At 45.8% G+C, this 21,093-nt stretch carries 19 protein-coding genes; 10 read left to right on the top strand and 9 right to left on the bottom strand.

Annotated elements, in window-relative coordinates; all coding sequences use genetic code 11:
* The 5 genes from PMG71_RS23860 to PMG71_RS08370 form a co-directional block, all read right to left on the bottom strand.
* The coding region (locus PMG71_RS23860) for a PD-(D/E)XK nuclease family transposase (RefSeq protein ID WP_347179232.1) at positions 1 to 115 on the bottom strand (115 nt) is incomplete at its 3' end.
* Between the two features lie 97 nt (positions 116 to 212).
* Positions 213 to 2,819 carry a carbamoyltransferase HypF gene (hypF, locus tag PMG71_RS08385; RefSeq protein WP_283753211.1) on the bottom strand — a complete coding sequence of 869 codons (2,607 nt, stop codon included), beginning with the start codon at positions 2,817 to 2,819 and terminating at the stop codon, positions 213 to 215.
* Positions 2,820 to 2,834: 15 nt separating this feature from the next.
* On the bottom strand, positions 2,835 to 3,182 hold the full coding sequence (locus tag PMG71_RS08380; protein WP_283753210.1) for a HepT-like ribonuclease domain-containing protein: 348 nt from the start codon (positions 3,180 to 3,182) through the stop codon (positions 2,835 to 2,837).
* Positions 3,172 to 3,465, bottom strand: coding sequence for a nucleotidyltransferase family protein (locus PMG71_RS08375; protein WP_283753209.1), 294 nt, complete (start codon positions 3,463 to 3,465; stop codon positions 3,172 to 3,174). Before PMG71_RS08375 ends, PMG71_RS08380 begins: the two co-directional genes overlap by 11 nt.
* Positions 3,466 to 3,540: 75 nt before the next feature.
* Positions 3,541 to 3,963, bottom strand: a complete 423-nt coding sequence (locus PMG71_RS08370) for a Fur family transcriptional regulator (RefSeq protein WP_283753208.1) — start codon at positions 3,961 to 3,963, stop codon at positions 3,541 to 3,543.
* Between the two features lie 351 nt (positions 3,964 to 4,314).
* On the opposite strand from PMG71_RS08370, the gene PMG71_RS08365 reads away from it, so the two are divergent.
* From PMG71_RS08365 to PMG71_RS08350, 4 genes are all read left to right on the top strand, one after another.
* On the top strand, positions 4,315 to 4,881 hold the full coding sequence (locus PMG71_RS08365) for a DUF4334 domain-containing protein (RefSeq protein WP_283753207.1): 567 nt from the start codon (positions 4,315 to 4,317) through the stop codon (positions 4,879 to 4,881).
* Between the two features lie 106 nt (positions 4,882 to 4,987).
* Positions 4,988 to 5,479 (top strand): CRR6 family NdhI maturation factor, encoded by a 492-nt coding sequence (locus PMG71_RS08360; protein ID WP_283753206.1) that lies wholly within the window; start codon positions 4,988 to 4,990, stop codon positions 5,477 to 5,479.
* A gap of 99 nt (positions 5,480 to 5,578) precedes the next feature.
* A complete protein-coding gene (locus tag PMG71_RS08355; protein ID WP_283753205.1) occupies positions 5,579 to 7,369 on the top strand; it encodes a sensor histidine kinase in 1,791 nt (596 codons plus the stop codon).
* Between the two features lie 188 nt (positions 7,370 to 7,557).
* Positions 7,558 to 7,992 carry an ATP-binding protein gene (locus tag PMG71_RS08350; protein WP_283753204.1) on the top strand — a complete coding sequence of 145 codons (435 nt, stop codon included), beginning with the start codon at positions 7,558 to 7,560 and terminating at the stop codon, positions 7,990 to 7,992.
* A 33-nt stretch (positions 7,993 to 8,025) separates the two neighbouring features.
* On the opposite strand, the gene PMG71_RS08345 is transcribed toward PMG71_RS08350, so the two are convergent.
* Positions 8,026 to 9,282, bottom strand: coding sequence for an L-lactate MFS transporter (locus tag PMG71_RS08345; RefSeq protein WP_283753203.1), 1,257 nt, complete (start codon positions 9,280 to 9,282; stop codon positions 8,026 to 8,028).
* Between the two features lie 553 nt (positions 9,283 to 9,835).
* Here PMG71_RS08345 and PMG71_RS08340 point away from each other — a divergent pair.
* From PMG71_RS08340 to PMG71_RS08325, 4 genes are all read left to right on the top strand, one after another.
* Entirely contained in the window at positions 9,836 to 11,881 is a 2,046-nt protein-coding gene (locus PMG71_RS08340) for a SpoIIE family protein phosphatase (RefSeq protein WP_283753202.1), read from the top strand.
* A 25-nt stretch (positions 11,882 to 11,906) separates the two neighbouring features.
* A complete protein-coding gene (locus PMG71_RS08335) occupies positions 11,907 to 12,251 on the top strand; it encodes an anti-sigma factor antagonist (protein WP_283753201.1) in 345 nt (114 codons plus the stop codon).
* Positions 12,252 to 12,293: 42 nt separating this feature from the next.
* The gene (gene glgX / locus PMG71_RS08330; protein ID WP_283753200.1) at positions 12,294 to 14,414 is read left to right on the top strand and encodes a glycogen debranching protein GlgX; all 2,121 of its coding nucleotides are present in this window, start codon (positions 12,294 to 12,296) and stop codon (positions 14,412 to 14,414) included.
* Between the two features lie 441 nt (positions 14,415 to 14,855).
* Positions 14,856 to 15,116, top strand: coding sequence for a hypothetical protein (locus PMG71_RS08325; RefSeq protein WP_283753199.1), 261 nt, complete (start codon positions 14,856 to 14,858; stop codon positions 15,114 to 15,116).
* A 336-nt stretch (positions 15,117 to 15,452) separates the two neighbouring features.
* Here the strand turns inward: PMG71_RS08325 and rlmN are convergent, their stop codons facing one another.
* The gene (rlmN, locus tag PMG71_RS08320) at positions 15,453 to 16,532 is read right to left on the bottom strand and encodes a dual-specificity RNA methyltransferase RlmN (RefSeq protein WP_283753198.1); all 1,080 of its coding nucleotides are present in this window, start codon (positions 16,530 to 16,532) and stop codon (positions 15,453 to 15,455) included.
* 2 nt (positions 16,533 to 16,534) lie between these two features.
* On the opposite strand from rlmN, the gene lgt reads away from it, so the two are divergent.
* Both lgt and cobM read left to right on the top strand, forming a co-directional pair.
* Positions 16,535 to 17,413: a prolipoprotein diacylglyceryl transferase gene (gene lgt, locus PMG71_RS08315; protein ID WP_283753197.1), complete on the top strand. Its 879-nt coding sequence runs from the start codon at positions 16,535 to 16,537 to the stop codon at positions 17,411 to 17,413.
* A gap of 245 nt (positions 17,414 to 17,658) precedes the next feature.
* Positions 17,659 to 18,429 carry a precorrin-4 C(11)-methyltransferase gene (cobM, locus tag PMG71_RS08310; RefSeq protein WP_283753196.1) on the top strand — a complete coding sequence of 257 codons (771 nt, stop codon included), beginning with the start codon at positions 17,659 to 17,661 and terminating at the stop codon, positions 18,427 to 18,429.
* A 4-nt stretch (positions 18,430 to 18,433) separates the two neighbouring features.
* Here the strand turns inward: cobM and PMG71_RS08305 are convergent, their stop codons facing one another.
* Both PMG71_RS08305 and dnaB read right to left on the bottom strand, forming a co-directional pair.
* On the bottom strand, positions 18,434 to 19,135 hold the full coding sequence (locus tag PMG71_RS08305) for a Uma2 family endonuclease (RefSeq protein WP_283753195.1): 702 nt from the start codon (positions 19,133 to 19,135) through the stop codon (positions 18,434 to 18,436).
* 46 nt (positions 19,136 to 19,181) lie between these two features.
* Positions 19,182 to 21,083 (bottom strand): replicative DNA helicase, encoded by a 1,902-nt coding sequence (gene dnaB, locus PMG71_RS08300; RefSeq protein ID WP_283753194.1) that lies wholly within the window; start codon positions 21,081 to 21,083, stop codon positions 19,182 to 19,184.
* Between the last annotated feature and the right edge of the window lie 10 nt (positions 21,084 to 21,093).

Below are 21,093 nucleotides of genomic sequence, written 5' to 3'. Positions count from 1 at the left end.
TTTTTTCTCCATCATAAACGATGGCATTGAGAAAACTGATTAATATTTGTTGGCTTTGTTCTGAACCAAATATTTTTTTGAAGGCATAGTCTATCTTCGGGTTGATAAATCTCATGGTTTTTTCCTGTTGAGCTTTAAGGGCTAGTTTTAGTTTACCACAGTTGTGATTAATATAGCATTAAACCAGCACCAATTTTAAGTATAAATATAGGTTAAGTTGATTCTGTGGTTCTGGCGATCGCGATCGCCCCCTGTCCCAAGGATACCCCACCATCATTTGACGGCACTTTTGCCTGGGATAAGCACTCATAGCCTCTCGCTTCCAGGTTTTTGGTTAATTCTTCCAGCAAAATCCGGTTTTGGAAACATCCCCCAGAGAGGGCAATTTTTTCAATATCGAGTCCATCTAATTGACACTGATGGGCTAATTTTTCCACGAGATGGGTTATCCCTTGGATTAAACCTTGGTGAAACCGGGTTGCAATTAGGGAAAGGGTTGCCCCTTGACTCAAGTCTTCTAAGAGGGAATGCCACATGGGGCGAGGATCGAGAGAAAGAAGTTTATCACTTGAATTAGAGCGTTTTGCTTGAAGATCCCCCCAACCCCCCTTAGCAAGGGGGGCAGCAAGGAAAGTCCCCCTTTTTAAGGGGGATGTAGGGGGATCGATAATCTCAAAGGGATAAGGAAAATCAGCGTCAGATTCTGAGAGTAAATGGCGATCGACTGCCATTTCTAATTCGATCGCTCCTTGACCTTCAAACAGAGCGCGATCGCGACATAAACCCATCGCCGCCGATACTGCGTCAAATAACCGCCCTGCTGAACTTGCCAGGGGTGTATTGAGTCGTTTTTGTAGCATTTGGTCAAAGAGGGCGATCGGTTTACTCTGGAAATAGTCAAATAATTCTAGATGACCATATTTTTCTGACAAAATTTGCCAATCCCCAGTAGCGTTTAAGTGAGCATAGGTGTTACGCCAAGGTTCCAGAATGGCTTGAGTGCCCCCAATCATAGCTACCGGTTTTAAGCTGGCTAATCGTTGATAGCCTCGATAATCTGCCAGGAGAAACTCACCGCCCCAAATCGTACCATCCTCGCCAAATCCTAAACCATCTAGCGCAATACCTAAGACAGGAGGATGATCTAAGGGGATGCCATTTTCGACTAAGCAACTGGCAATATGGGCATGGTGATGTTGAACTTGAATCAGGGGTAAATTCTGGGTTTGGGCGTGGTCTTGGGCGAGTTTGGTAGAGAGATATTCCGGATGGAGATCGGCGACTAAAAATTGGGGTTGATGATCGTAAAGGTCTTGAAAAAGTTGCAGGTTTTTCTGATAATCTGCGTAGGTAATGGGGTTTTCTAAATCCCCTTGATGTTGGGATAAAATAGCTTGATTATTTTGGATCAGGCAAAAGGTAGATTTGAGTTCTGCGCCATAGGCTAATATTTTAGGGCAGTTTTCGCTGCTATGCCCTGCATGTCGATCCCCCCAACCCCCCTTAAAAAGGGGGGCAGCAAAAGTCCCCCTTTTTAAGGGGGATGTAGGGGGATCTGTTGGATTGTGCCTTGTTGCAGAGGAACCTGCGGTATGGCTCCGCTCAAATCCTGGCGGAAGGGCGATCGCCCCCGGAACATACCCCCGACTGCGACGCAATAACCGGGGTTTTCCGGCCATGACTCGCACCACGGAATCATCCATACGGTTAGCGATTTCTCGGTTATGAAATAATACTGTATCTGCTAGTCCGATCAGTTTTGTCCTGGCTTCTGCGTTACTGATTAACTGGGGTTCATGGGATAAATTGGCGCTGGTCATCACTAAGGGATAATTCAGTTTTTCAAGTAGCAGAAGATGCAAGGGAGTATAGGGAAGCATAAAACCGAGGGTATTTACTCCAGGGGCGATCGCCTCCGGTAACCTCTCCCCACCCTCCGCATTCAACAGCACAATCGGAGCCGCACCACTCCTGAGCGTCTCTTCTTCAACTGCACTCACCTGACAATAGCGCCGAATAACGGCAATATCCCGCGCCATCAGTGCAAAGGGTTTACCATATCTGCGTTTGCGTTGACGTAAGCGGTTTACAGCTTCTGGGTTAGTAGCATCACAGGCTAAATGGAAGCCACCTAAGCCGCGAATGGCGAGAATTTCCCCTTCTTCGATCCGGGAAATTACTGTTTCTATCTCTTTTCCCGGTTCCCCAAGAGCGCCTTTCTCAGTGAGGGACTCTAGCCAAAGTTTCGGCCCGCAAACCGGACAAGCAATGGGTTGTGCATGGAAACGGCGATCGCCCGGATCGTCATATTCTCCCTGACAGTCTGGACAGAGGGGAAAATTCGCCATCGTTGTTGAGGGGCGATCGTACGGAACAGAGCGAATAATCGAAAGCCTTGGCCCGCAATGGGTACAGTTCGTAAACGGATAGCGATAGCGTCGCTCAGAAGGGGTATAAATCTCTGCCACACAAGCCCCACAAGTGGCAGTATCCGGGGCAATTTGGGTCTGGGTTTTGCCCCCCACACTCTCCACAATGGCAAACCCTTCTAACTCCACAGTTTGCTCTAGCGCTTCGGTTTCAATCGACTCAATCTCTGACAGGGGGGGCGCTTCAGACTCTAACCGTTGCCGAAATACAGATAATGCTTCCGGTTCTCCAGCAATGCGAATGCGTACCCCTTCCCCATCATTGCAAACTTCACCCCCTAGCCCTAGCTCATGGGCTATACGCCAAACATGGGGTCGAAATCCCACCCCCTGAACCCGTCCTCGGACGCGAATTTGTAGGGTTTTTTCAGCAGTCTTTTTGGGTTTCATTGACTCAATCTAAATTTATTGCTGTACATCCCTCAAAATCCCCTCCAGCGTTAACTTAAACTGAGGAAAATCTGTTTGAATTGTTTCCCAGATAATTTGTAAGTCTAAGTTGAAATATTCATGAATCACTACATTTCTCATTCCTCGAATATCAACCCAAGGCACTTGTGGATATCTAGTCTGTACTTGCGGTAAAATATTAGCCGTTGCCTCACCAATAACGGCCAATCCATACAAAACTGCTTTTAAGGTGCGTCGATCTGCACAAAATTGAGTAAATGTCATACCTTCGACAAATTTCTCAATCTCAATCACTTCTATTAGGATATCCTCAACTCGGTCAGCCAATTCTCTAGAAGGCACGTATAGCCTCCTTTAAGACCTTTTCCTTGAAAGCTGGTTTGAGGGAATTCGGCGTACCCAAATCTACCGAGCAGCCTAAGATCTCTTCCAGATAATGCTTGAGACCCAGAAATGTAAATAACCCAACCGGCCGCTCAAATTCTACCAGCAAATCTACATCGCTGTCTGCATGAGCCATATCTCTAGCCACCGAACCAAATAAAAACAACATTTTTACTGAAAATTGCTGCAATTGTTCACGATGCTCTGATAATTGTTGTAGAACGGTTTGCTTACTTAACATTTCGTTCCCCCTGTCAACTTTGCCCCGATCAACTTTGATTGTTGATTCCAGGATAAACCTGACCAGCTTTCTTGTTTAGGTTTGAGATTGATATCCATAGAAATCAATCCGATAATCGGTGATTTTCACCCCGGTTTGGGCTTCAATTTTCTCGATCAATTCTGGGGGTAGCTCGACGTGAATATCAAGAATCTTGCCATTATCTAAGCAATTGATATGGGAGTGGGGGTCACTAATATGACCATAAAGCCGTCCATCGGCGCGATCGACACATTCAATAATACCTTGGGAAGAAAGGGCTTCGAGATTCTGATACACTGAGGTATGACCGATCGCCCGTCCCTGTTGATTGAGCAGGTCATAAATGTCCCTTGCCGACAGATGCTCTTGTTCTTGCCAGAGCAATTCCAGGATAAACCGCCGTTGACGACTCAGGCGCATTCCTAAATGTTGACATCGATCGATAGCATCCTCTAAGGATCGGATAGGTGGTAGCATGACAGGTTCGTTGCTCATTGTTAATGATATGGATTCTCCTATTTGAGGTACACAACAACAGGATCGGCTCATCAGGGTAAAGCGCGATCGCTTTAGGGGTATGCTAGTTTTACCCTTCAAAGTAAACTCATTACCACTTTAACTCAGAATTTCTAAGGCTGTGTTTAAGTACAACCATTGATCCAGGTTGATCGTAGTGAGTAACAGGATAGTGGAAGATCTGCAATCCGGGTGCAGTTGAGTAGAATTTCTTAAGGCGATCGCCGCGATCGAGGTATATTGCCCTACTCATTCAGGATCAAACCAGCAATCCGATAGAATATAAATCTATAAAAATCAGGAATCGATCCAGTGACCCTTAGTAACTCCAAACAAATCCTCAAAAATACTCAATTAATTCTCAACAAAGGTCGCACAACCCTGGAAACCGCCCTAGAATTATTTGATGCCCTAGAACCCGTAAATCTAGAATTTATGTTCGGTCGGTGGAAAGGTTCTGGATTGCATACCGATCACCCCATGGATGGCTTATTAGAAGCCTCGAATTGGTATGGCAAAGAATTTGTTAATGCTGAGACTGTACATCCTTTACTGTTTCTAGATGCTCAGGGTAAACTCATTAAAGTAGCGCCTAATGCTAGGGCGATGGAGTGGGTCAATAAAATTCCCAAGATCAATCTAGGAATCATCAAGCCTGTATTTAGTTTAACAAATTCTTTATTCAAAACTGAAAAGAGTCAAGCGCGATTACGGATGATGGAATACCGAAATCAAGTCAGTGCCACCATGATCTATGATTATTTACCCATTAATGATTCTTTTAGAAAAATTGACGATCGGACTGTATTAGGAGTGATGGATTTTAAGAGTTTACCCCAACCCTTCTTTTTTGTTCTCGAACGGTCTTTGCAGAAATAAATTGTGTAAATCTTGTTAGAATCAGTTAATCTTTGACATGATTGAAGTACAAATGGTGAAATCCTTGCTCATCTAAGCCGTTCAAATCATGAGGAAGCCATAAACAATGACGATGGAAATTCAATTAGAGGCTAAAGCCATTCAGGGGTTAGATCTTTCGCCAGCTCAGGAGCAGATTGCCCCCCTATTGGCTCAAGGGAAATTATCGGCATACGAGCAACAGCTCAGATTTAGCATTGACTATCCCCGCGAAGACACCGATCCGAGGGAACTCTCAGAAATTCCCGAAATTCGCCTATGGTTTATCCGTTTAGATGCGGTTTATCCTTGGTTACCCTTCCTATTGGACTGGAAAGCGGGAGAACTTGCCCGTTATACCGCCATGCTCATTCCCCATCAATTCCATCGCACCGACGGCATTCAGTTTAATCCCGAAGCCCTAGAAATTTTCGTGATGGGTAAAACTTTTGTCTTAATCGATTGGATGCAACAGCAGGGAATTGAGCCGCGATCGCGACTTAAAGCCATGACCCAGATGCTAGGCTATGAGTTAGACGACGGTTTTTTTGATCTGACGATCAAAGATAGAGCAATTTAAGTTCATTACCCGATCGCTCAGAATTCACCCTAGTGGAGGAAGTCACGGTATCAATTCATCCTTAATGTAAAAAGGAAAGAAACCGATACTCGATCACCCATGGATAGCAGAATTCTGATTCAGGGATACCCAATCAGCCGATACACGGGGTTAACTGGAGCGATCGCCCTAGCGTACTTTACAGTAGCCTATATCACGACAACCATCCTCGGCTTAGGCGCAATTCCCCCCATTTGCCCAGCCGCAGGGATAGCCCTAGGAGTATTAGTCGTTTATGGCATTGAGTTTTGGCCAGGAGTAGCCCTAGGCAGTTGGGCTTATGCTCTCATTCTAGGCCATTCCCCCATAGCAGCGATCGCCCTAGCCCTCAGTTATACCCTAGGCCCCACCCTCGGCGTTTATCTCTTAGGATTATGTCGATGGCAACCGATACAAGCCAATCTCAAGGGAGTCTTTAAGTTGATTCTCTGGGGCGCGATCGTCAGTACAGGGATCAGTGCCTCTCTAGATGTAGCTTTGGGCCTATGGCTCCATACTTTAAGTAACCCTTTAGAGCATCTGTGGAGTCTCTGGTTTGGCCAAACTATGGGAGTTTTATTGGTCACTCCGATACTGGTTTATGCGATGGGGCGTTGGTCTCTGGGGAACTGGGAAGTCGAGGTTAAGGGTTCTGCCTCTTGGATGGAAACGGCGATCGCCATTATGCTTGGGCTAGGGGTGAGTAGCTTCGTTTTTGGCGTACCCCATGGGGGATGGATCGATCGGGGGTGGATACAGGAAGTCGCTGATGTCCCCTTAGAATACCTCTGTTTTCCCTTAATGGTTTGGGCGGCTTTTCGCTATGGGGCGATCGGAGTTTTTGCCACCAGTCTCTTACTTGCCCTTTTTGCTTTAATCGGGTGGAGTCAGGATCGGGGCTTATTAATGATGAGGGCAGATAGCCCAGAAGAAGCCCTCTTCGGGTTTGAGATCCTCATCACCTCCATTGAGATCACAGCTTGGATCTTAGTGGTTAGTTTAACTGAACTGAACCTGAATACAGAGCTATTGCGCCACAATCAAGACCGCTTATCCGCAGATATTACCCGTAGAGAGGCTTGGATTTTAGAATTAGAAGCCACCTTGTGGCAACAGAGACAAAAATTACAGGAAAATCAAGAAGCCTTAAGCCGCTCCAATCAATTGAAAAACTGTTTTTTTCAAGCCATTGCTCATGACTTACGCACCACCCTTATGGGGATACTGATGCTCAATCAAAATTTACTCAAAAAACCTGGAGAAACCTTATCGGTGAGTCGATCTTTACTGCAACGGCTGACTGAAGGGGGCGATCGCCAACTGAGCAAACTCAACACCCTACTGGAAGTCGCCACCCTTGATGCTGACTTGAGAGCGACGCAGCCCAAACCTATCAATCTCGCGCTGCTATTAGAAACCGTATTGGAGAATATGCAATCCCATTTTCAAGCCAATCAAACTCATCTTACCTATCATCCCCCAGAGCAACTCCCCCTAGTCAATGCCAATCCTCAATACATCCGGCGCGTCTTTGAGCATCTCCTCTCCAATGCGATCAAGCATAATCCCCCTGGAGTCGCGATCCAGATTGAGTTACAAGCCCACTCTAACCGGGGTATTTATTGCTCAGTGACTGATAATGGGGTCGGCATCCCCCCAGAAAAGCTCCCCTATTTATTTTCCTTAGATCCCCAAGCCTCCGACAGTCATACATCGACTCCCTTAACCGGTATTTCTCTCGGTCTGTATCAGTGCGATCGCATTTTAGCCGCCCATGGCAGTAAGTTGGGTGTAGAGAGCGATCTCAGCCAGGGGACTCGGTTTTGGTTTTGCCTTCCCAACCATCAATCTATTTCTGTAAATTTAAGCTAATTTTAAACCCAACTTTAGCCGAATCAGATTAGCATTGAAGTGGGGGTAAAACAGATAGTGTTTTGGCTCAACTAAGAGTAACTTTTTTTTAGCTTATTAGATAAAAAGACGTATTTACACTATCTTAGTAACCGATCCCCAATTGATCCCTCCCTAAAAACCGTCGTCTCTGATACCGTTTTAAGACAATGCAGCATTTAGTCGCTTCAGGACAACTTGATTCTTTATCGGCGATCGCGCAGTATATCGTAGCTGTAGCTCAGGAGGCGGGTTTAGATCGCAAATCTTCTTATAAATTAAGATTAGCAGTGGATGAAATCGCCACGAATATTATTATTCACGGTTATACAGAAGCTGGAATTAACGGAGAGCTAGATATCCGAGCAGACATCACCGACCAAGAGCTGATGGTCTCCATGGAAGACACCGGAGCGGTTTACGACCCCACAGAAGAAGAGGAACCCCTCCATTTATGTTCACCACTTGAACAACGGCCCTGTGGTGGATTAGGGGTTTACTTAGCCCTGCAAAGTGTAGATCGGTTTATCCATGAGCGTATCGGCTCGATTAATCGTAATGTGTTTATTGTCAAACGGCCAGAAAATTCTTTAGATCCACTTTAGTGTAGGAGCGAAATAGGTTTCGCCCCTCACTTTCTAAAGTGAGGGTATATTCTTTTCCCGTTTGAGCAGCACTTGGGCGATAACAATACCGATAATCGCTAAAAAAGCCATAACGTAAAACACATAGTTATATGTGCCAAATAAATCTCGAATTTGTCCAGTAACCAATGTGCCAATCAAAGCACCAATGCCATAGGCAGTGAAGACAATGCCATAGTTTTGAGCATACCGATCGGGATTAAAAAAGCGCAATGTAAGGGTTGGAGCCATAGCCAGCCACCCGCCAAGACAAAACCAAAATAGACAGAAGGCAATTAGATAAGTAGTCACTTGTCCAGTTTGAGCATTTACCATTAATACACAACCGATTAAGATCAGCACATAGGACAAAATGGCAATGTAGTGAGGTTTAAAGCGATCGCTTAACCAACCAAACAAGGGACGACTGACCCCATTGAACAGAGCAAATAAGGCTACACTCCTAGCCGCTACCGTGGGATTAATCTCAATGATTTCTTGTCCCACTGGACTAGAAATCCCGATCGCACTCAAACCGACTACCGTTCCAATGGCATAGCAAATCCACAGACCATAAAATGAGCGACTCTTAAACAAGTTGCCAGAATAGGTTGACATTGAGCTGGATGAGGAGGTTATAGCATTCTGGTGGGGATGCCAGTCCCTAGGGGGCAACTTCAACGTCAGGGCAATGGTTAGAATAATGGCGATAAAGGCAATACCAAGAATGCGTAACGTTGTCCGAACCGTATAGTCCGCGATGAATTGGTTGGCTAAGGGAGCAGTGATCAGGGGAGAGAGTCCGAACCCAACGATGGTTAACCCCAAAGCCAGGCCTTTCTTATCTGGAAACCAGCGAGAGACGACCACCATGGGAACACCATAGACCATACCCACCCCAATTCCAGCCATGACTCCATAGGTAAAGACGAGCATTCCAATATCGGTAGCAAAGCTAGAAAGAATATAGCCTAAGCCGACGACGATCCCGCCGATCGCCGTTATCACACGCACACCCACACGAGTAATATAGAAACCGGCGATCGGCATAGATACAGCATAGGAAACCAAAGCAAAGGTGTAGGGTAATAGGCTTTGAGTAGCACTAATTCCTAACTCATTTTCTAAAGGCGTTCTAAAAATACTCCAGGAATACACACTTCCCAAGCAGAGTAAGATCGTCATTCCCAAAGGAATAAAAAGCCATCTGCCTCGATTGGCAGGGATTCCCAAGATCTCTAGGTTTGGCTCATAATCAGTGGTTAGACTCATAAGCGTTGACTTCTCTAAGCATTAAGACATGGAGTGAGGAAGGTTAAACAAAAAAGCCCCTTAGATAGCAAACCTAAATGAGTTATGTAATAACTGCCCCTCATCCCCCTACCCCCTTCTCCCGCAGGCGTTGCCCTGAGCCTAGCCGAAGGGAGAAGGGGAGCAGAAGTCCCTCTCCCGTGGGAGAGGGATTGAGGGAGAGGGCATTTCCAGTTGCACAACTCATTGAGACTAGCTATATACATGGCACACTTTAGCGATCGCCAATCTTATCGAGGGTAGGATTGAATTGAGTGTCTATCTCGATACAGTTCTCTGATGACGATTAGGTTAGAACGAGCGATCGCCATACCAGCCAGGGTCAAACCCGTTTTTAGCCTTCATTTTCAGTTAAAATAAAAGCTTAATCTAGCCCACCTCAAGGGTAGGGGATGGCTGAGATAGTCTTGTTGCTCTCCTCCACACTATTCTGAGTGATGACCCAAAAATGGGATCTCAGGTACTAGGGCCCAAAGCCATTCACTGCTTAAGGTGAGGATATTCAAGGCATCCTATGAAATCTTTTTCTAGCCATAGTTTACGCTTTCAGCTTACAGTCTTGGTTTTATTAGCAGTGATTCCCGGTTTATTAGCCATATCCTGGTTAACCAGTTCTATGGCCACCGCATGGATGCGTCAGAGCGCCAAACAAAATAAGCTCCTTCGGGCCCAGGAACTCGCCCAACAACTGTCAACCTATAGTAGTCAAACGGGGGATATCCTCAGTAAAATTGCCCAAGTTTCGGATATAGGGAGCATGAATCCAGAGCGTCAGAAACCGATATTAAAATTTTTGGTATCTACCTATGGATTAACTTGGGCCCAAACGTTCGATCGCCAAGGCAAAGAGGTGGGCAGTACCTGGGAAAAATCCGGGGAAAATGTGACTCAAAGTTCTTGGTTTCAAAAGGCGATCGCCGGATCGACTTCCATAGAAGCCTCTATTTCTCCAGCCTATCAGCAACCCGTATTATGTTCAGCCGTACCCATCTGGGGTCAAACCCAAGCAATCGGAGTGCTGCGAAGCTGTATTAATTTAGTCACCCTCAGTAGTCAACTGCGATCGCTTCAATGGGGAAAAACCGGCTACGCCATGCTCCTCGATCCTCACGGTTATATTCTCATCCATCCCGATCTTAACCTCCTCTCCCAACCCCAATTCATTTCCTGGAAAAATCATCCCGAAATTCAACCCGCCCTCACCTCCCCCGGCCACCATTTTGAACGACAAGATCGAGAAGGAACAGACTGGCTCGGCTACTCCTTACCCCTGAGTAATGGACTCATTCTCCTCCTACAAGAACAAGCCAGTGAACTGCGCCAACCCGAACAGCAATTTTGGCAAATTTCCATCTTTTTAACCCTAGGAACTGGAGTGGTAATCGGCACAGCCGTCTGGTTAATTGCCACCAGTTTTACTCGCCCCATCACCGATTTAATCATCGTTGCTACCACCCTTAGCACCGGAGAACTCAAGCCAAGAATTCAAGTGAATCGAGAAGACGAAATCGGTATTTTAGTCGATAGCTTCAATCGCATGGCCGATCAACTTCAAAAAAGTTTTCGTCAACTCGCTCAAGCCAACCAAACCCTCGAAGACAAAGTAGCCCAAAGAACTAGAGAATTAGAAGCCGCCAATAAAGCCCTCTATGCAGCCAATAGTGCTTTAACCTTTGAACTTGAAAAAGGTCGGCAAATTCAACGCAATTTTTTACCCAAAAGAGATGAAGCCAAACCCCTCGTCATTCTTAATTCTCCCAACTGGGAAGTTTTAGCCTGGTTTAAACCCGCCCGTCAAGTAGCCGGAGATTTTTATGATGCCTTTGAATTGGGTGAAGGCTACATCGGCTTAGTCATTGCTGATATTTGTGATAAGGGAGTTGGGGCAGCCCTATTTATGCCCTTAATTCAAAGTTTAATGCGAATTTTTTCCGGACAAACCGCCTTAGATGGCTTAGTTTTAACCGGGAAATTGAGTGTAGCAGACATCCTCCATTCCACCTCCGATCGCCATCCCTATGCCGCCGAACAAATCAATGCCCTCAAAGCGGTAGAATTAACCAACTACTATTTAGCCAAAAATCATGGCAACCTGGGAATGTTTGCCACCTTGTTTTTTGGCATCTTAGATCAGAAAAGCGGTAATTTATTTTATATTAATGCCGGTCACTTACCCCTATTTATTCTTGCCTCTAGAGGAGGAGTCAAAGACTCATTACCCCCCACCGGCCCAGCCATTGGCATTAATGTACAAGCTGAGTACAAAACCGGGCAGATGACTTTAGAACCAGGAGATCTCCTATTGGGATATACTGACGGCATCACCGATGCGCGATCGCCTCAAGGTGAGTCCTTTTCCTTAGAAAACTTACTCTCGATATTGGAACAACCCGCAACATCTGCTACTGTCTTGCTAGAGCGGATTATCAATCGGATCAACGCCCATCGGGGTCAAGGGGATCAATTTGACGATATGACCCTACTGGTGGTAAGGAGATCCTTACTATCTGCCCCCTCGGAAAATCAGGACAACTCAGTTGCTTCTGTTTCTTCCTCTTAATCCTTAAAACTGCCCGAAAACCTCCATGGATATTAACATTTACACTGAAGATTCAGTAACAATTATAGAAGTCAATGGAGACATTGATGGACAAACTGCTCCTAGCTGGCAAGAGAAAATTTTGCCAGAAATTGGCTCAACCCCCAAAATTCTGCTGAATATGACCGGTGTTTCTTTTATGTCCAGTGCTGGACTGAGAACTTTATTAGTCTTACAGCGTAAAGCCGCCGAAAAAACCATAGACGAGCAAAATATCCAAATCATATTAGTTGGATTATCAGAGGAAATTCGCGACACCATGGCCATTACTGGATTCCTAGACTTTTTTACCGTTTGTGAAACCATAGATGAAGCCCGTAATCTTGCCTAAATCTCCCTTCTTTGCCGATCTTCTCTAGGGTAACTTATAACCATGGAACGTATTGATATTCATCCCACCCATACCCACAAAACCTTCAAATTTCGCCGAGGAAAACCCTTTCCCTTTGGGGCAACCTTAGAACCCGGAGGCGTAAATTTTTCCATTTTTTCCAGTCATGCGACTTCCTGTACCCTGGTTTTGTTTACCAAAGGCGCTCCCGAACCCTTAGTCGAAATTCCCTTTCCTGAAGCATTCCGCATCGGTAATGTCTACTCCATGATGGTGTTTGACCTAGACTATGAAAATATTGAATATGGTTATCGCATGGATGGCCCCCATGATAAAAGCGCAGGCCATTGGTTCGATCCCAACAAAATTCTCATGGACCCCTACGCTAAAGTAATTGGTGGCCGGGATGTCTGGGGTGAAATCCCCAACTTTAAGGGTATCTATCAACATCGGGCCCGAATTGTAATTGATGATTTTGATTGGCAAGATGATTGTCCTTTAGAATTACCTCCAGAAGATTTAGTCATTTATGAAATGCATATTCGCAGTTTTACCCAGCATTCTTCATCCGGAGTGAAAGAGAAATATCGGGGAACCTTTGCGGGGATGCGGGAAAAAATTGACTATCTCAAAGAATTAGGCGTTAATGCAGTGGAGTTAATGCCCATTTTTGAGTTTGATGAGTTTGAAAATCACCGGTTTAACCCAGATACGGGAGAAAGGTTATATAACTATTGGGGCTATAGTACAGTTGGTTTTTTTGCCCCTAAAGCGGGTTATGCGGCTACCGGCAAGCTAGGAATGCAGGTGGATGAGTTAAAGGCATTGGTGAAAGAACTGCATAAAAATGGCATTGAAGTGATTTTAGATGTGGTTTTTAACCATACAGCAGAAGGGAATGAGCTGGGGCAAACGATTTCCTTCCGAGGGATTGATAATAAGGTTTATTATATGTTGACCCCAGAGGGGTATTATTTTAATTTTAGTGGCTGTGGTAATACGCTCAATTGCAATCATCCGATTGTGCGGAATATTGTCTTAGATTGTTTGCGCTATTGGGCGGCAGAGTATCATATTGATGGTTTTCGCTTTGATTTAGCTTCTATTTTAGGACGCGATCGCGATGGCACGCCATTAACCAATCCGCCCTTATTGGAAGTTTTGGCCTACGATCCGATTTTGGCTAAGTGTAAGCTCATTGCCGAAGCTTGGGATGCTGGTGGACTCTATCAGGTGGGGTCATTTCCTTCCTTCGGCCGTTGGGCTGAGTGGAATGGTAAATATAGGGATATGTTGCGCCAGTTTGTTAAGGGAGATGCGGAAGTTTGGGAGATGTCCCACCGTTTAATGGGGTCTCCAGATTTGTATGCGGAAGGAAACCGCCCTCCAACGACTTCGATTAATTTTATTACGGCCCATGATGGGTTTACGCTGCTTGATTTGTTCTCCTATGACGAGAAACATAATGAGGCAAATGGGGAAGGAAACCGAGATGGAGCTAATGATAATTTTAGTTGGAACTGCGGTGTTGAAGGGGTAACAGATGACCCGGAAATTAATGAACTGAGACGACGACTGGTGAAAAATGCGATCGCCCTGTTAATGGTGAGCCAAGGTGTGCCGATGATCTTGATGGGGGATGAGATGGGACGCACTAAGCAGGGGAATAATAATACTTATTGTCATGATAATGAGCTAAATTGGCTGGACTGGTCTCTACTGGAGACGAATCCAGATATTTTTGAGTTTTTCCAGCACTGCATTGCTTTCCGTCATGCTCATCGGGTGCTGCGACGCAACACCCATTTTCACCATCAAGATCTCGTCGGTAGTGGCTATGCTGATATTAGTTGGCATGGAACCCAAGCGTGGAATGTGGACTGGGCTGACTATTCCCGGACTTTAGCGTTTTTGCTCTGCGGTCAACATGCCAAAGATGGAGAAGAGGAGGATGATTATATTTATGTGGGGATGAATATGCACTGGGAACCCCTGACGTTTGAAATTCCCCAGTTACCGGATGGGAAACAGTGGCATTTGTTTGCCGATACGGGGTTAACTTCGGCTCAGAAAAGCTGGAAACCGGGGACAGAGGCGGTTTTGGAAAATCAGTTTGAACAGAAATTGTGCGATCGCTCCGTATTGATCTTGGTTGGACGATAAGTCTCTCTCTATCCTCTGATTCCGTAGGAGTCAACAGCCGTTGACTCCTATATGGGAGAGCCAAAATATAAAGATATTCTGTAACCGAGCGCAAATGACTGTAAACTGTGATATGTAGATTTTTATTCTAAAACCCGTCTGTTAATTTCTATCAAAAAATACTAAATTTAATTAATTTTTAAGATTACGATTACAGAACTTTATTCCCAGTTTTTCCTGAGTCAAAAAGTCCCAAACCCCGATCGCTAAAGGGTTTTAACCCATAAGGGATCGACGAAAATAGACGATCCCCAACTTTTAGCCCTGAGTAAGTCTTCTTAAAAATTGACTATAATGTATGAATTCTATTGAGTCGCTTAAGGGAAGATCTTTTCTCCAAGAAACCCGGAAGTTGACTGAACTCTTTAGTAATCAACTTTGTAAACTTGTTTTTCAAAAACCATGAAAACTTCTTTAAATAAATCAGGAATTCAAGAATCATCCATTCATGTACATTCCTCAGAGTTTAATATCCCTCTGATTCAACCCATTCCTTGCCCCAACTGTGGTTCGTCTGCTGAACGCAAGCATTTGGTTAAGTCAGAACAAACTAAAATTGAATGCCCATCTTGTGACTATTTTCTGCTTACTTGTAGCCGTACTGGACGGGTGAAAGAAGCCTATGCTCCAGGAATTTATTGGGGGAATGGGCGATCTAAATAGGAGATCTAGCAGTCTTCGCTAATTAAAAATGTAGGGAGCAAGATGCTAATTAAAAATGTAGGGAGCAAGATGCTAATTAAAAATGTAGGGAGCAAGATGCTAATTAAAAATGTAGGGAGCAAGATGCTCCCACTCCAGTAATATCACTCAGATTGAGGGAGTGCGGGCATCTTGCCCGCTTCTATTTTCCCCTTAACCGGACTTGATATAGCGCTTTCCGCTTCGCGGACATGAACGCGCTAGGAAATAGGGAATAGGGAATAGGGAATAGGGTTGTGGTACATGGCTTTGAGCCTTTAATGCTGTACACCATAACAGTGCGAAGCGCTGTATGACTCATGACTCAGTGGCGCGAGAAGCACGCAGTTGCCCACAGGCGGCATTCGCTTCGAGACCCCGTGAGTAGCGGACACTGACGGCAATATGGTGCTTGGTCAAAATCTCCTGGAATTGCTGAATACGCTGACCATTGGGACGCTGGTAATCGACTTCACTGATGGGATTATAGGGGATTAAATTGACGTGATTTTGGAATCCCCGTAGCAGGTGAGCCAGTTCTAAGGCATGTTGGGGTAGATCGTTGACTCCTCCCAATAAAATGTATTCAAAGGTAATGCGCCGACCGGTCAGTTTAACATATTCTCGACATTCATCCATTAATTTCGGCAAAGCATAACGTAGGGCGTTAGGAATTAATTTTTCTCTCAGGGCTTGATTAGAAGCGTGGAGACTAACGGCAAGGGTGATTTGCAGTTGAGCTTGGGCAAGTTTGCGGATACGTTTGGCAATGCCGACGGTAGAGAGGGTGATTTGTCTTTGGCCGATACCTACGTCTTTATTGAGACAGTGGAGTGCCTTTAAGACGGAATCGAAGTTGAGTAGGGGTTCACCCATGCCCATAAAGACAATATGGCTGACGCGCCGTTGAAAGTCGTTTTGGACGGTTAAAACTTGATCGATGATTTCATGGGGTTGGAGATGGCGTTTAAATCCGCCTTTACCCGTGGCGCAAAAATCACACCCCATGGCACACCCCACTTGGGAGGAAACACAGACGGTTAGCCGTTTGGCGCTGGGAATACCGACGGTTTCAATAATTTCTCCGTCATGGAGTTGGAGCAGATATTTAATTGTGCCATCGGGGGCGATCGCCCGATAATGAAGTCGAGAACGACCCAGATTAACCTCGGCCATGTCTTGTCGCCAAGCTTGGGGAAATACGGTGATCTCTTGGAGCGATTGCGCCCCTTTTTGATAAAGCCATTGGTGTAATTGGCGGCCCCGATAGGCGGGTTGGCCGTGGTTTTGTACCCAAGTGGTGAGAGATTCTAGGGATTGGCCGAGTAAGGGGGAGTCCAGGGTGGGAGATGATATAACTGGAGAATTGACGTTAGCTGCTTTCGGGGACAGAGACATTGATGATCAGTCTTGATATTGGGTGGAATACTTCTATTTTGCCCTTAGCTTTTGAATTTGCCTCTCCTGGCCCGATTATTTTCCAAATTGGTAGTTTAGCGATCCGTTGGTATGGCTTGTTAATTGCTTCGGCGGTTTTGTTGGGGGTTACCTTGTCCCAGTATTTGGCTGAACGTCGCGGGGTCGATCCAGAGGCGATCGGGGATTTGGCGATCGCGTTGGTGCTGGGGGCGATTCCTGGGGCTAGATTATATTATGTGTTATTCCAATGGCCCAGCTATGCGGATAATCCAGGGCAAATCTTCGCCATTTGGAAAGGGGGAATTGCCATTCATGGGGCAATTTTAGGCGGTCTACTGGCGGCTTTGATCTTTGCGCGACTCAACCGGATCTCGTTTTGGATGTTGACGGATCTGGTGGCTCCTTCTCTGATTTTAGGACAGGCGATCGGGCGTTGGGGTAATTTTTTTAATTCTGAAGCCTTTGGCAAACCCACAGATCTGCCCTGGAAGCTCTTTATTCCCGTCGATCGCCGGCCGCCAGAGTATGTTGAATTTGACTATTTTCACCCCACCTTCCTCTATGAATCGCTCTGGAATCTGCTGATATTTGCCCTACTGCTGGGCTTGTTCTTCTGGGGATTAAACCGTAAACCCCCCCTAAAACTCGGTACGCTGTTTATGGTTTATCTGATTGCCTATAGCTCAGGTCGGGTGTGGATTGAGGGATTGCGGACGGATAGTTTAATGTTCGCAGGCCTCAGAATTGCCCAATTGGTGAGTTTAGGGGCGATTTCGTTGGGGATTTTGGGCTTGGTTTGGCTGTATGTATGGGATCGCCCTTTACCCGATGTGGTCTCGACTGCTGATGGGAATGACTAAAGCAGATCGGCCAAAAAAAAAGCCCCGGAGGTTAATCTCCAAGGGCTGGATCAGGGTGCATCTACTATTTCTTTATTCCCATCCGTCCCAGCAGCGATCCGGAATAGTTTACCGATTTTGGTCAATTTGAGTGACCCCATGGACTAAAATCTAGAGAAGAGAAAACGCTACCATGCCGCCATTCCACCGCCCCAAAGCCTTGTTTGCTGTTACAATCTACGATCGCCTACTCTTAAATTTTTTCCATGACCGAAATTCCCCTAAAACCTGCCGTTTATATTGTGGGTGCTGGCCCTGGTGACCCGGAATTGCTCACGGTTCGCGCTCAACGGATTTTGGCCCAAGCGGATGTGATTCTGTATGCCAATTCTTTGGTTCCCAAGCAGATGTTGCTCGATACCCGTGAGGATGCCGAATTGATTCCGACGGGTCATCAAACCCTAGAGTCTATTTTGCCGATGATGATTGAGCGGGTGCGTCAAGGTCGGGTAGTGGTGCGGTTGCATTCGGGCGATCCGAGTTTGTATAGTGCGATCGGCGAGCAAATCCAAGGATTATCAGAGGCGGAAATCCCGTTTGAAATTATACCGGGAATTAGTGCGTTTCAGTTGGCGGCTGCCCGTTTGGGGGTGGAGTTAACAGTTCCGGAGTTGGTACAGACGATTATTTTAACCCGCGTCAGTGGTCGAGCGTCTCAAATGCCTTCGGGGGAAGAGTTGGAGTCTTTAGCAGCCCATCAAGCGAGTTTATGTTTATATTTGGCAGCTCGTCATGTGGAACGCTCCCAGGAGCAGCTATTACGGCATTATCCGGCAGATACTCCGGTGGCCATTTGCTATCGGTTGGGATGGCCCGATGAGAAGATTGTGGTGGTTCCTCTGGAGAAGATGGCCCGCGAGACTCAGGAGCAGGAGTTAATACGGACGACGTTGTATGTGATTAGTCCGGCGCTTCAGGGGATGGGAGGGCGATCGCAGCTTTATCATCCAGATCATTCCCATTTGTTTCGTCCTTAAAGCATTAAGTCAGAGTATCTGGATCGATACCGAGTTGCTGAAGACGTTCTCTTAACTGTTGAATGGTCTGCTCTTGCTCATTAACCACGGCTTCAGCGCGATCGGCTCTTTCCTCTGGTGTCAGATAGCGATCGCCATTTTCATCATACCAATAGAGCCATTCTCTGGTTATCCCTTGATACGTGCCTCGATCGCGACCTATGCCTAAATTCAGTCGAGATAACCATACCGGTTCCCCAGATAATAGTTCATATCCACCCCCCTGGAGTTGATAAACTTCTAGCTTCTGTTTCTTTTTCCGCAGAGGATTATAGATGACATAGTAGGGAATCCCCAGTTGTGCATATTGTTGTTTTTTCTCGTTATATTCTCCTCTGCGGGTTTTCGAGACAACCTCTAATACTAAAGTCGGAATTTGTTCCTCTTCCCAGAAAACATAGGATAAGCGTAAACCCTCATCGATGATTCTAGGGACACCGATACTCAAAAAACCATCCGGGACAATAGCAGGTTGCTTGGGGTCATAGTACACTCCCATGTCCACCCCAAAAAACCAATCCATCCGCTCTGACCAAATTGAAGCCAACATCGCTTTCAGGAGAGCGGGAATTAAATCTTGCAGTTCGTTATCCACAGGAGTCTCATCCGAGTCGGGTAAATCTTTTGCCGAGGGTAAACTATTGCTGGGATGGTATTTCAGTAGCATAAGTTGACGAGGAGTTTCTCTTTAGTTTATCGCAGGCTTGATTGAATTAATTTTGCGGTTTAGCGAGGTTGCGGAAGCGGGTAAATTCGGGGTCAAAGAGTAGCTTAACGACTCCGGTAGGGCCGTTGCGGTGTTTGGTGATGATCACTTCGGCGATCGCGCGATCGGGGGTATCGGGATTATAATACTCATCTCGGTATAACATAATCACCAAATCCGCGTCCTGTTCAATGCTGTTGTGAACAACGATATTATTAGCCACAAAATTGTGATAACCGGGAACCGTTAAATCATAAACTTCTGCTTCTCCACAAGCTTCTATAGAAACTACTCGATCCCAATAAATCTCACTATTGGCTAAAGTAGACCATTGCCCCTCATCCCCCAACCCCTTCTCCCGCAGGAGAAGGGGAGAAAGTCCCTCTCCCGTGGGAGAGGGATATAGGGAGAGGGCTAGATGTTTATCACTCATAGATGAATGTTTTAGACTCGGTAATATTCGAGGTAGAGCAATATAAGAGCCTATGTCCAACTGATCCAGTCTTTTCCATCCATCAATGGTTAAAAAGGGATGATTCGCCGTGGCTTGAATCTTACGTCCTAAAGCAGTTGTCAACCTAAAAACAGGCTTAATCCCTGTTGAGAAGACCTTAGTCACTATCGCTTTTTCAATTTTCAAATTCTCTAAATTGACTGCCCAAACCGTAAAGTTAGAGCGACCGAGTAAATTTTGAATTGGAACTTCAATCCCTTCATCAGCTAAGGGAATTAGAGTATCTCCTGTTAAACAACCTGACTCCCTCAAATCGGACATCATCGGGCGCTTATTTGTACGTGACTCTACAGACCGACTGAGCTGAGATAAAGCAATAACAGGCACATTTAACTCCCGTGCCAGTCCCTTGAGTTGCCGAGTAATTTTCGAGAGTTCTTGCACCCGGTTATCGCTGCTACCTTCCATCAGTTGCAGGTAGTCGAGCAACACTAATCCCAGTTGTCCTTGTTCTGCTTGCAGTCTGCGAACTTGCGATCGCATCTGCGTCACGGTAGTATTAGCCGTATCATCAATATAAATCGGCAACTCAGACAAATTCGTTTGCGCCTCAATTAAAGGCTCCCATTCCGTTTGACTAATCCGCCCCGATCGCAGACGATTACTTTCAATGGTTGCTTCACTAGAGAGCAGACGCAGCGCTAATTGCTCTTTCGACATTTCTAAACTAAAAATTGCGGCGGCTAAGTGAGTTGATTGGGCAATATTATTAGCAATATTGAGCGCGAAACTCGTCTTGCCCATGGACGGCCGTCCAGCAATAATAATCAAATCCGATCGCTGAAATCCCCCGGTCATGGCATCAAGATCGTAAAATTGGCAGGGAAGACCCGGTAAAATTTCTCCGGTACTTTGAGATTGGATTTCTTCGTAGGTGTGGGTTAAGGTTTCCGCTAAAGAAACCAGCCCTTTTTGTACCCGGTCTTGGGTCAGGTTAAAGATTTTTTGTTCGGCTTGGTCGAGAACTTGTTTAATATCCGTGGCAGTATCATAGCCCAACTGCACAATTTCATGACCTGCGGTAATCAGTTTACGGCGCAGATATTTGTCCATGATGAGTTTGGCATACTCATCAATGTTCACTGCGCTCACGGTACGGTCGAGCAGTTGTACCAGTTTGCTCTGACCGCCAATTTTGTCTAATAGATTCTGGTCAGAGAGCCAACTGTTGACGGTCATAAAGTCCGTGGGTTTGCCACTGTTATGAAGGGTGAGAGTGGCTTGATAAATTTTTTGGTGTGCGGAAATGGAAAAGGCTTCCGGGCTGAGAATGTCAATTACCCGATTAATGGCTTCTGGGTCAAGCAAAATACCGCCCAGGATGGATTCTTCTGCCTCGATATTTTGGGGCGGTAGGGTTCCGGGAAGGGCTGGAAGGTTGGACTCGCTAACCATGGGAAGGTGT

The organism is Roseofilum acuticapitatum BLCC-M154, assembly GCF_030068475.1.
In the GTDB taxonomy this organism is placed as follows: domain Bacteria; phylum Cyanobacteriota; class Cyanobacteriia; order Cyanobacteriales; family Desertifilaceae; genus Roseofilum; species Roseofilum acuticapitatum.
Note: the sequence above shows the minus strand (reverse complement) of the source record. Positions and strands in the feature narration are given on the sequence as shown.

Excerpts from the sequence above, each read along its gene's own strand:
- glgX (WP_283753200.1), top strand. The coding sequence starts at position 12,294 with ATGGAACGTATTGATATTCATCCCACCCATACCCACAAAACCTTCAAA.
- PMG71_RS08345 (WP_283753203.1), bottom strand. The coding sequence starts at position 9,282 with ATGAGTCTAACCACTGATTATGAGCCAAACCTAGAGATCTTGGGAATC.
- PMG71_RS08370 (WP_283753208.1), bottom strand. The coding sequence starts at position 3,963 with ATGCTACCACCTATCCGATCCTTAGAGGATGCTATCGATCGATGTCAA.
- PMG71_RS08335 (WP_283753201.1), top strand. The coding sequence starts at position 11,907 with ATGGATATTAACATTTACACTGAAGATTCAGTAACAATTATAGAAGTC.
- PMG71_RS08325 (WP_283753199.1), top strand. The coding sequence starts at position 14,856 with ATGAAAACTTCTTTAAATAAATCAGGAATTCAAGAATCATCCATTCAT.
- PMG71_RS08360 (WP_283753206.1), top strand. The coding sequence starts at position 4,988 with ATGACGATGGAAATTCAATTAGAGGCTAAAGCCATTCAGGGGTTAGAT.
- dnaB (WP_283753194.1), bottom strand. The coding sequence starts at position 21,083 with ATGGTTAGCGAGTCCAACCTTCCAGCCCTTCCCGGAACCCTACCGCCC.
- PMG71_RS08350 (WP_283753204.1), top strand. The coding sequence starts at position 7,558 with ATGCAGCATTTAGTCGCTTCAGGACAACTTGATTCTTTATCGGCGATC.
- cobM (WP_283753196.1), top strand. The coding sequence starts at position 17,659 with ATGACCGAAATTCCCCTAAAACCTGCCGTTTATATTGTGGGTGCTGGC.
- PMG71_RS08355 (WP_283753205.1), top strand. The coding sequence starts at position 5,579 with ATGGATAGCAGAATTCTGATTCAGGGATACCCAATCAGCCGATACACG.
- PMG71_RS08305 (WP_283753195.1), bottom strand. The coding sequence starts at position 19,135 with ATGCTACTGAAATACCATCCCAGCAATAGTTTACCCTCGGCAAAAGAT.
- PMG71_RS08375 (WP_283753209.1), bottom strand. The coding sequence starts at position 3,465 with ATGTTAAGTAAGCAAACCGTTCTACAACAATTATCAGAGCATCGTGAA.
- lgt (WP_283753197.1), top strand. The coding sequence starts at position 16,535 with ATGATCAGTCTTGATATTGGGTGGAATACTTCTATTTTGCCCTTAGCT.
- rlmN (WP_283753198.1), bottom strand. The coding sequence starts at position 16,532 with ATGTCTCTGTCCCCGAAAGCAGCTAACGTCAATTCTCCAGTTATATCA.
- hypF (WP_283753211.1), bottom strand. The coding sequence starts at position 2,819 with ATGAAACCCAAAAAGACTGCTGAAAAAACCCTACAAATTCGCGTCCGA.
- PMG71_RS08340 (WP_283753202.1), top strand. The coding sequence starts at position 9,836 with ATGAAATCTTTTTCTAGCCATAGTTTACGCTTTCAGCTTACAGTCTTG.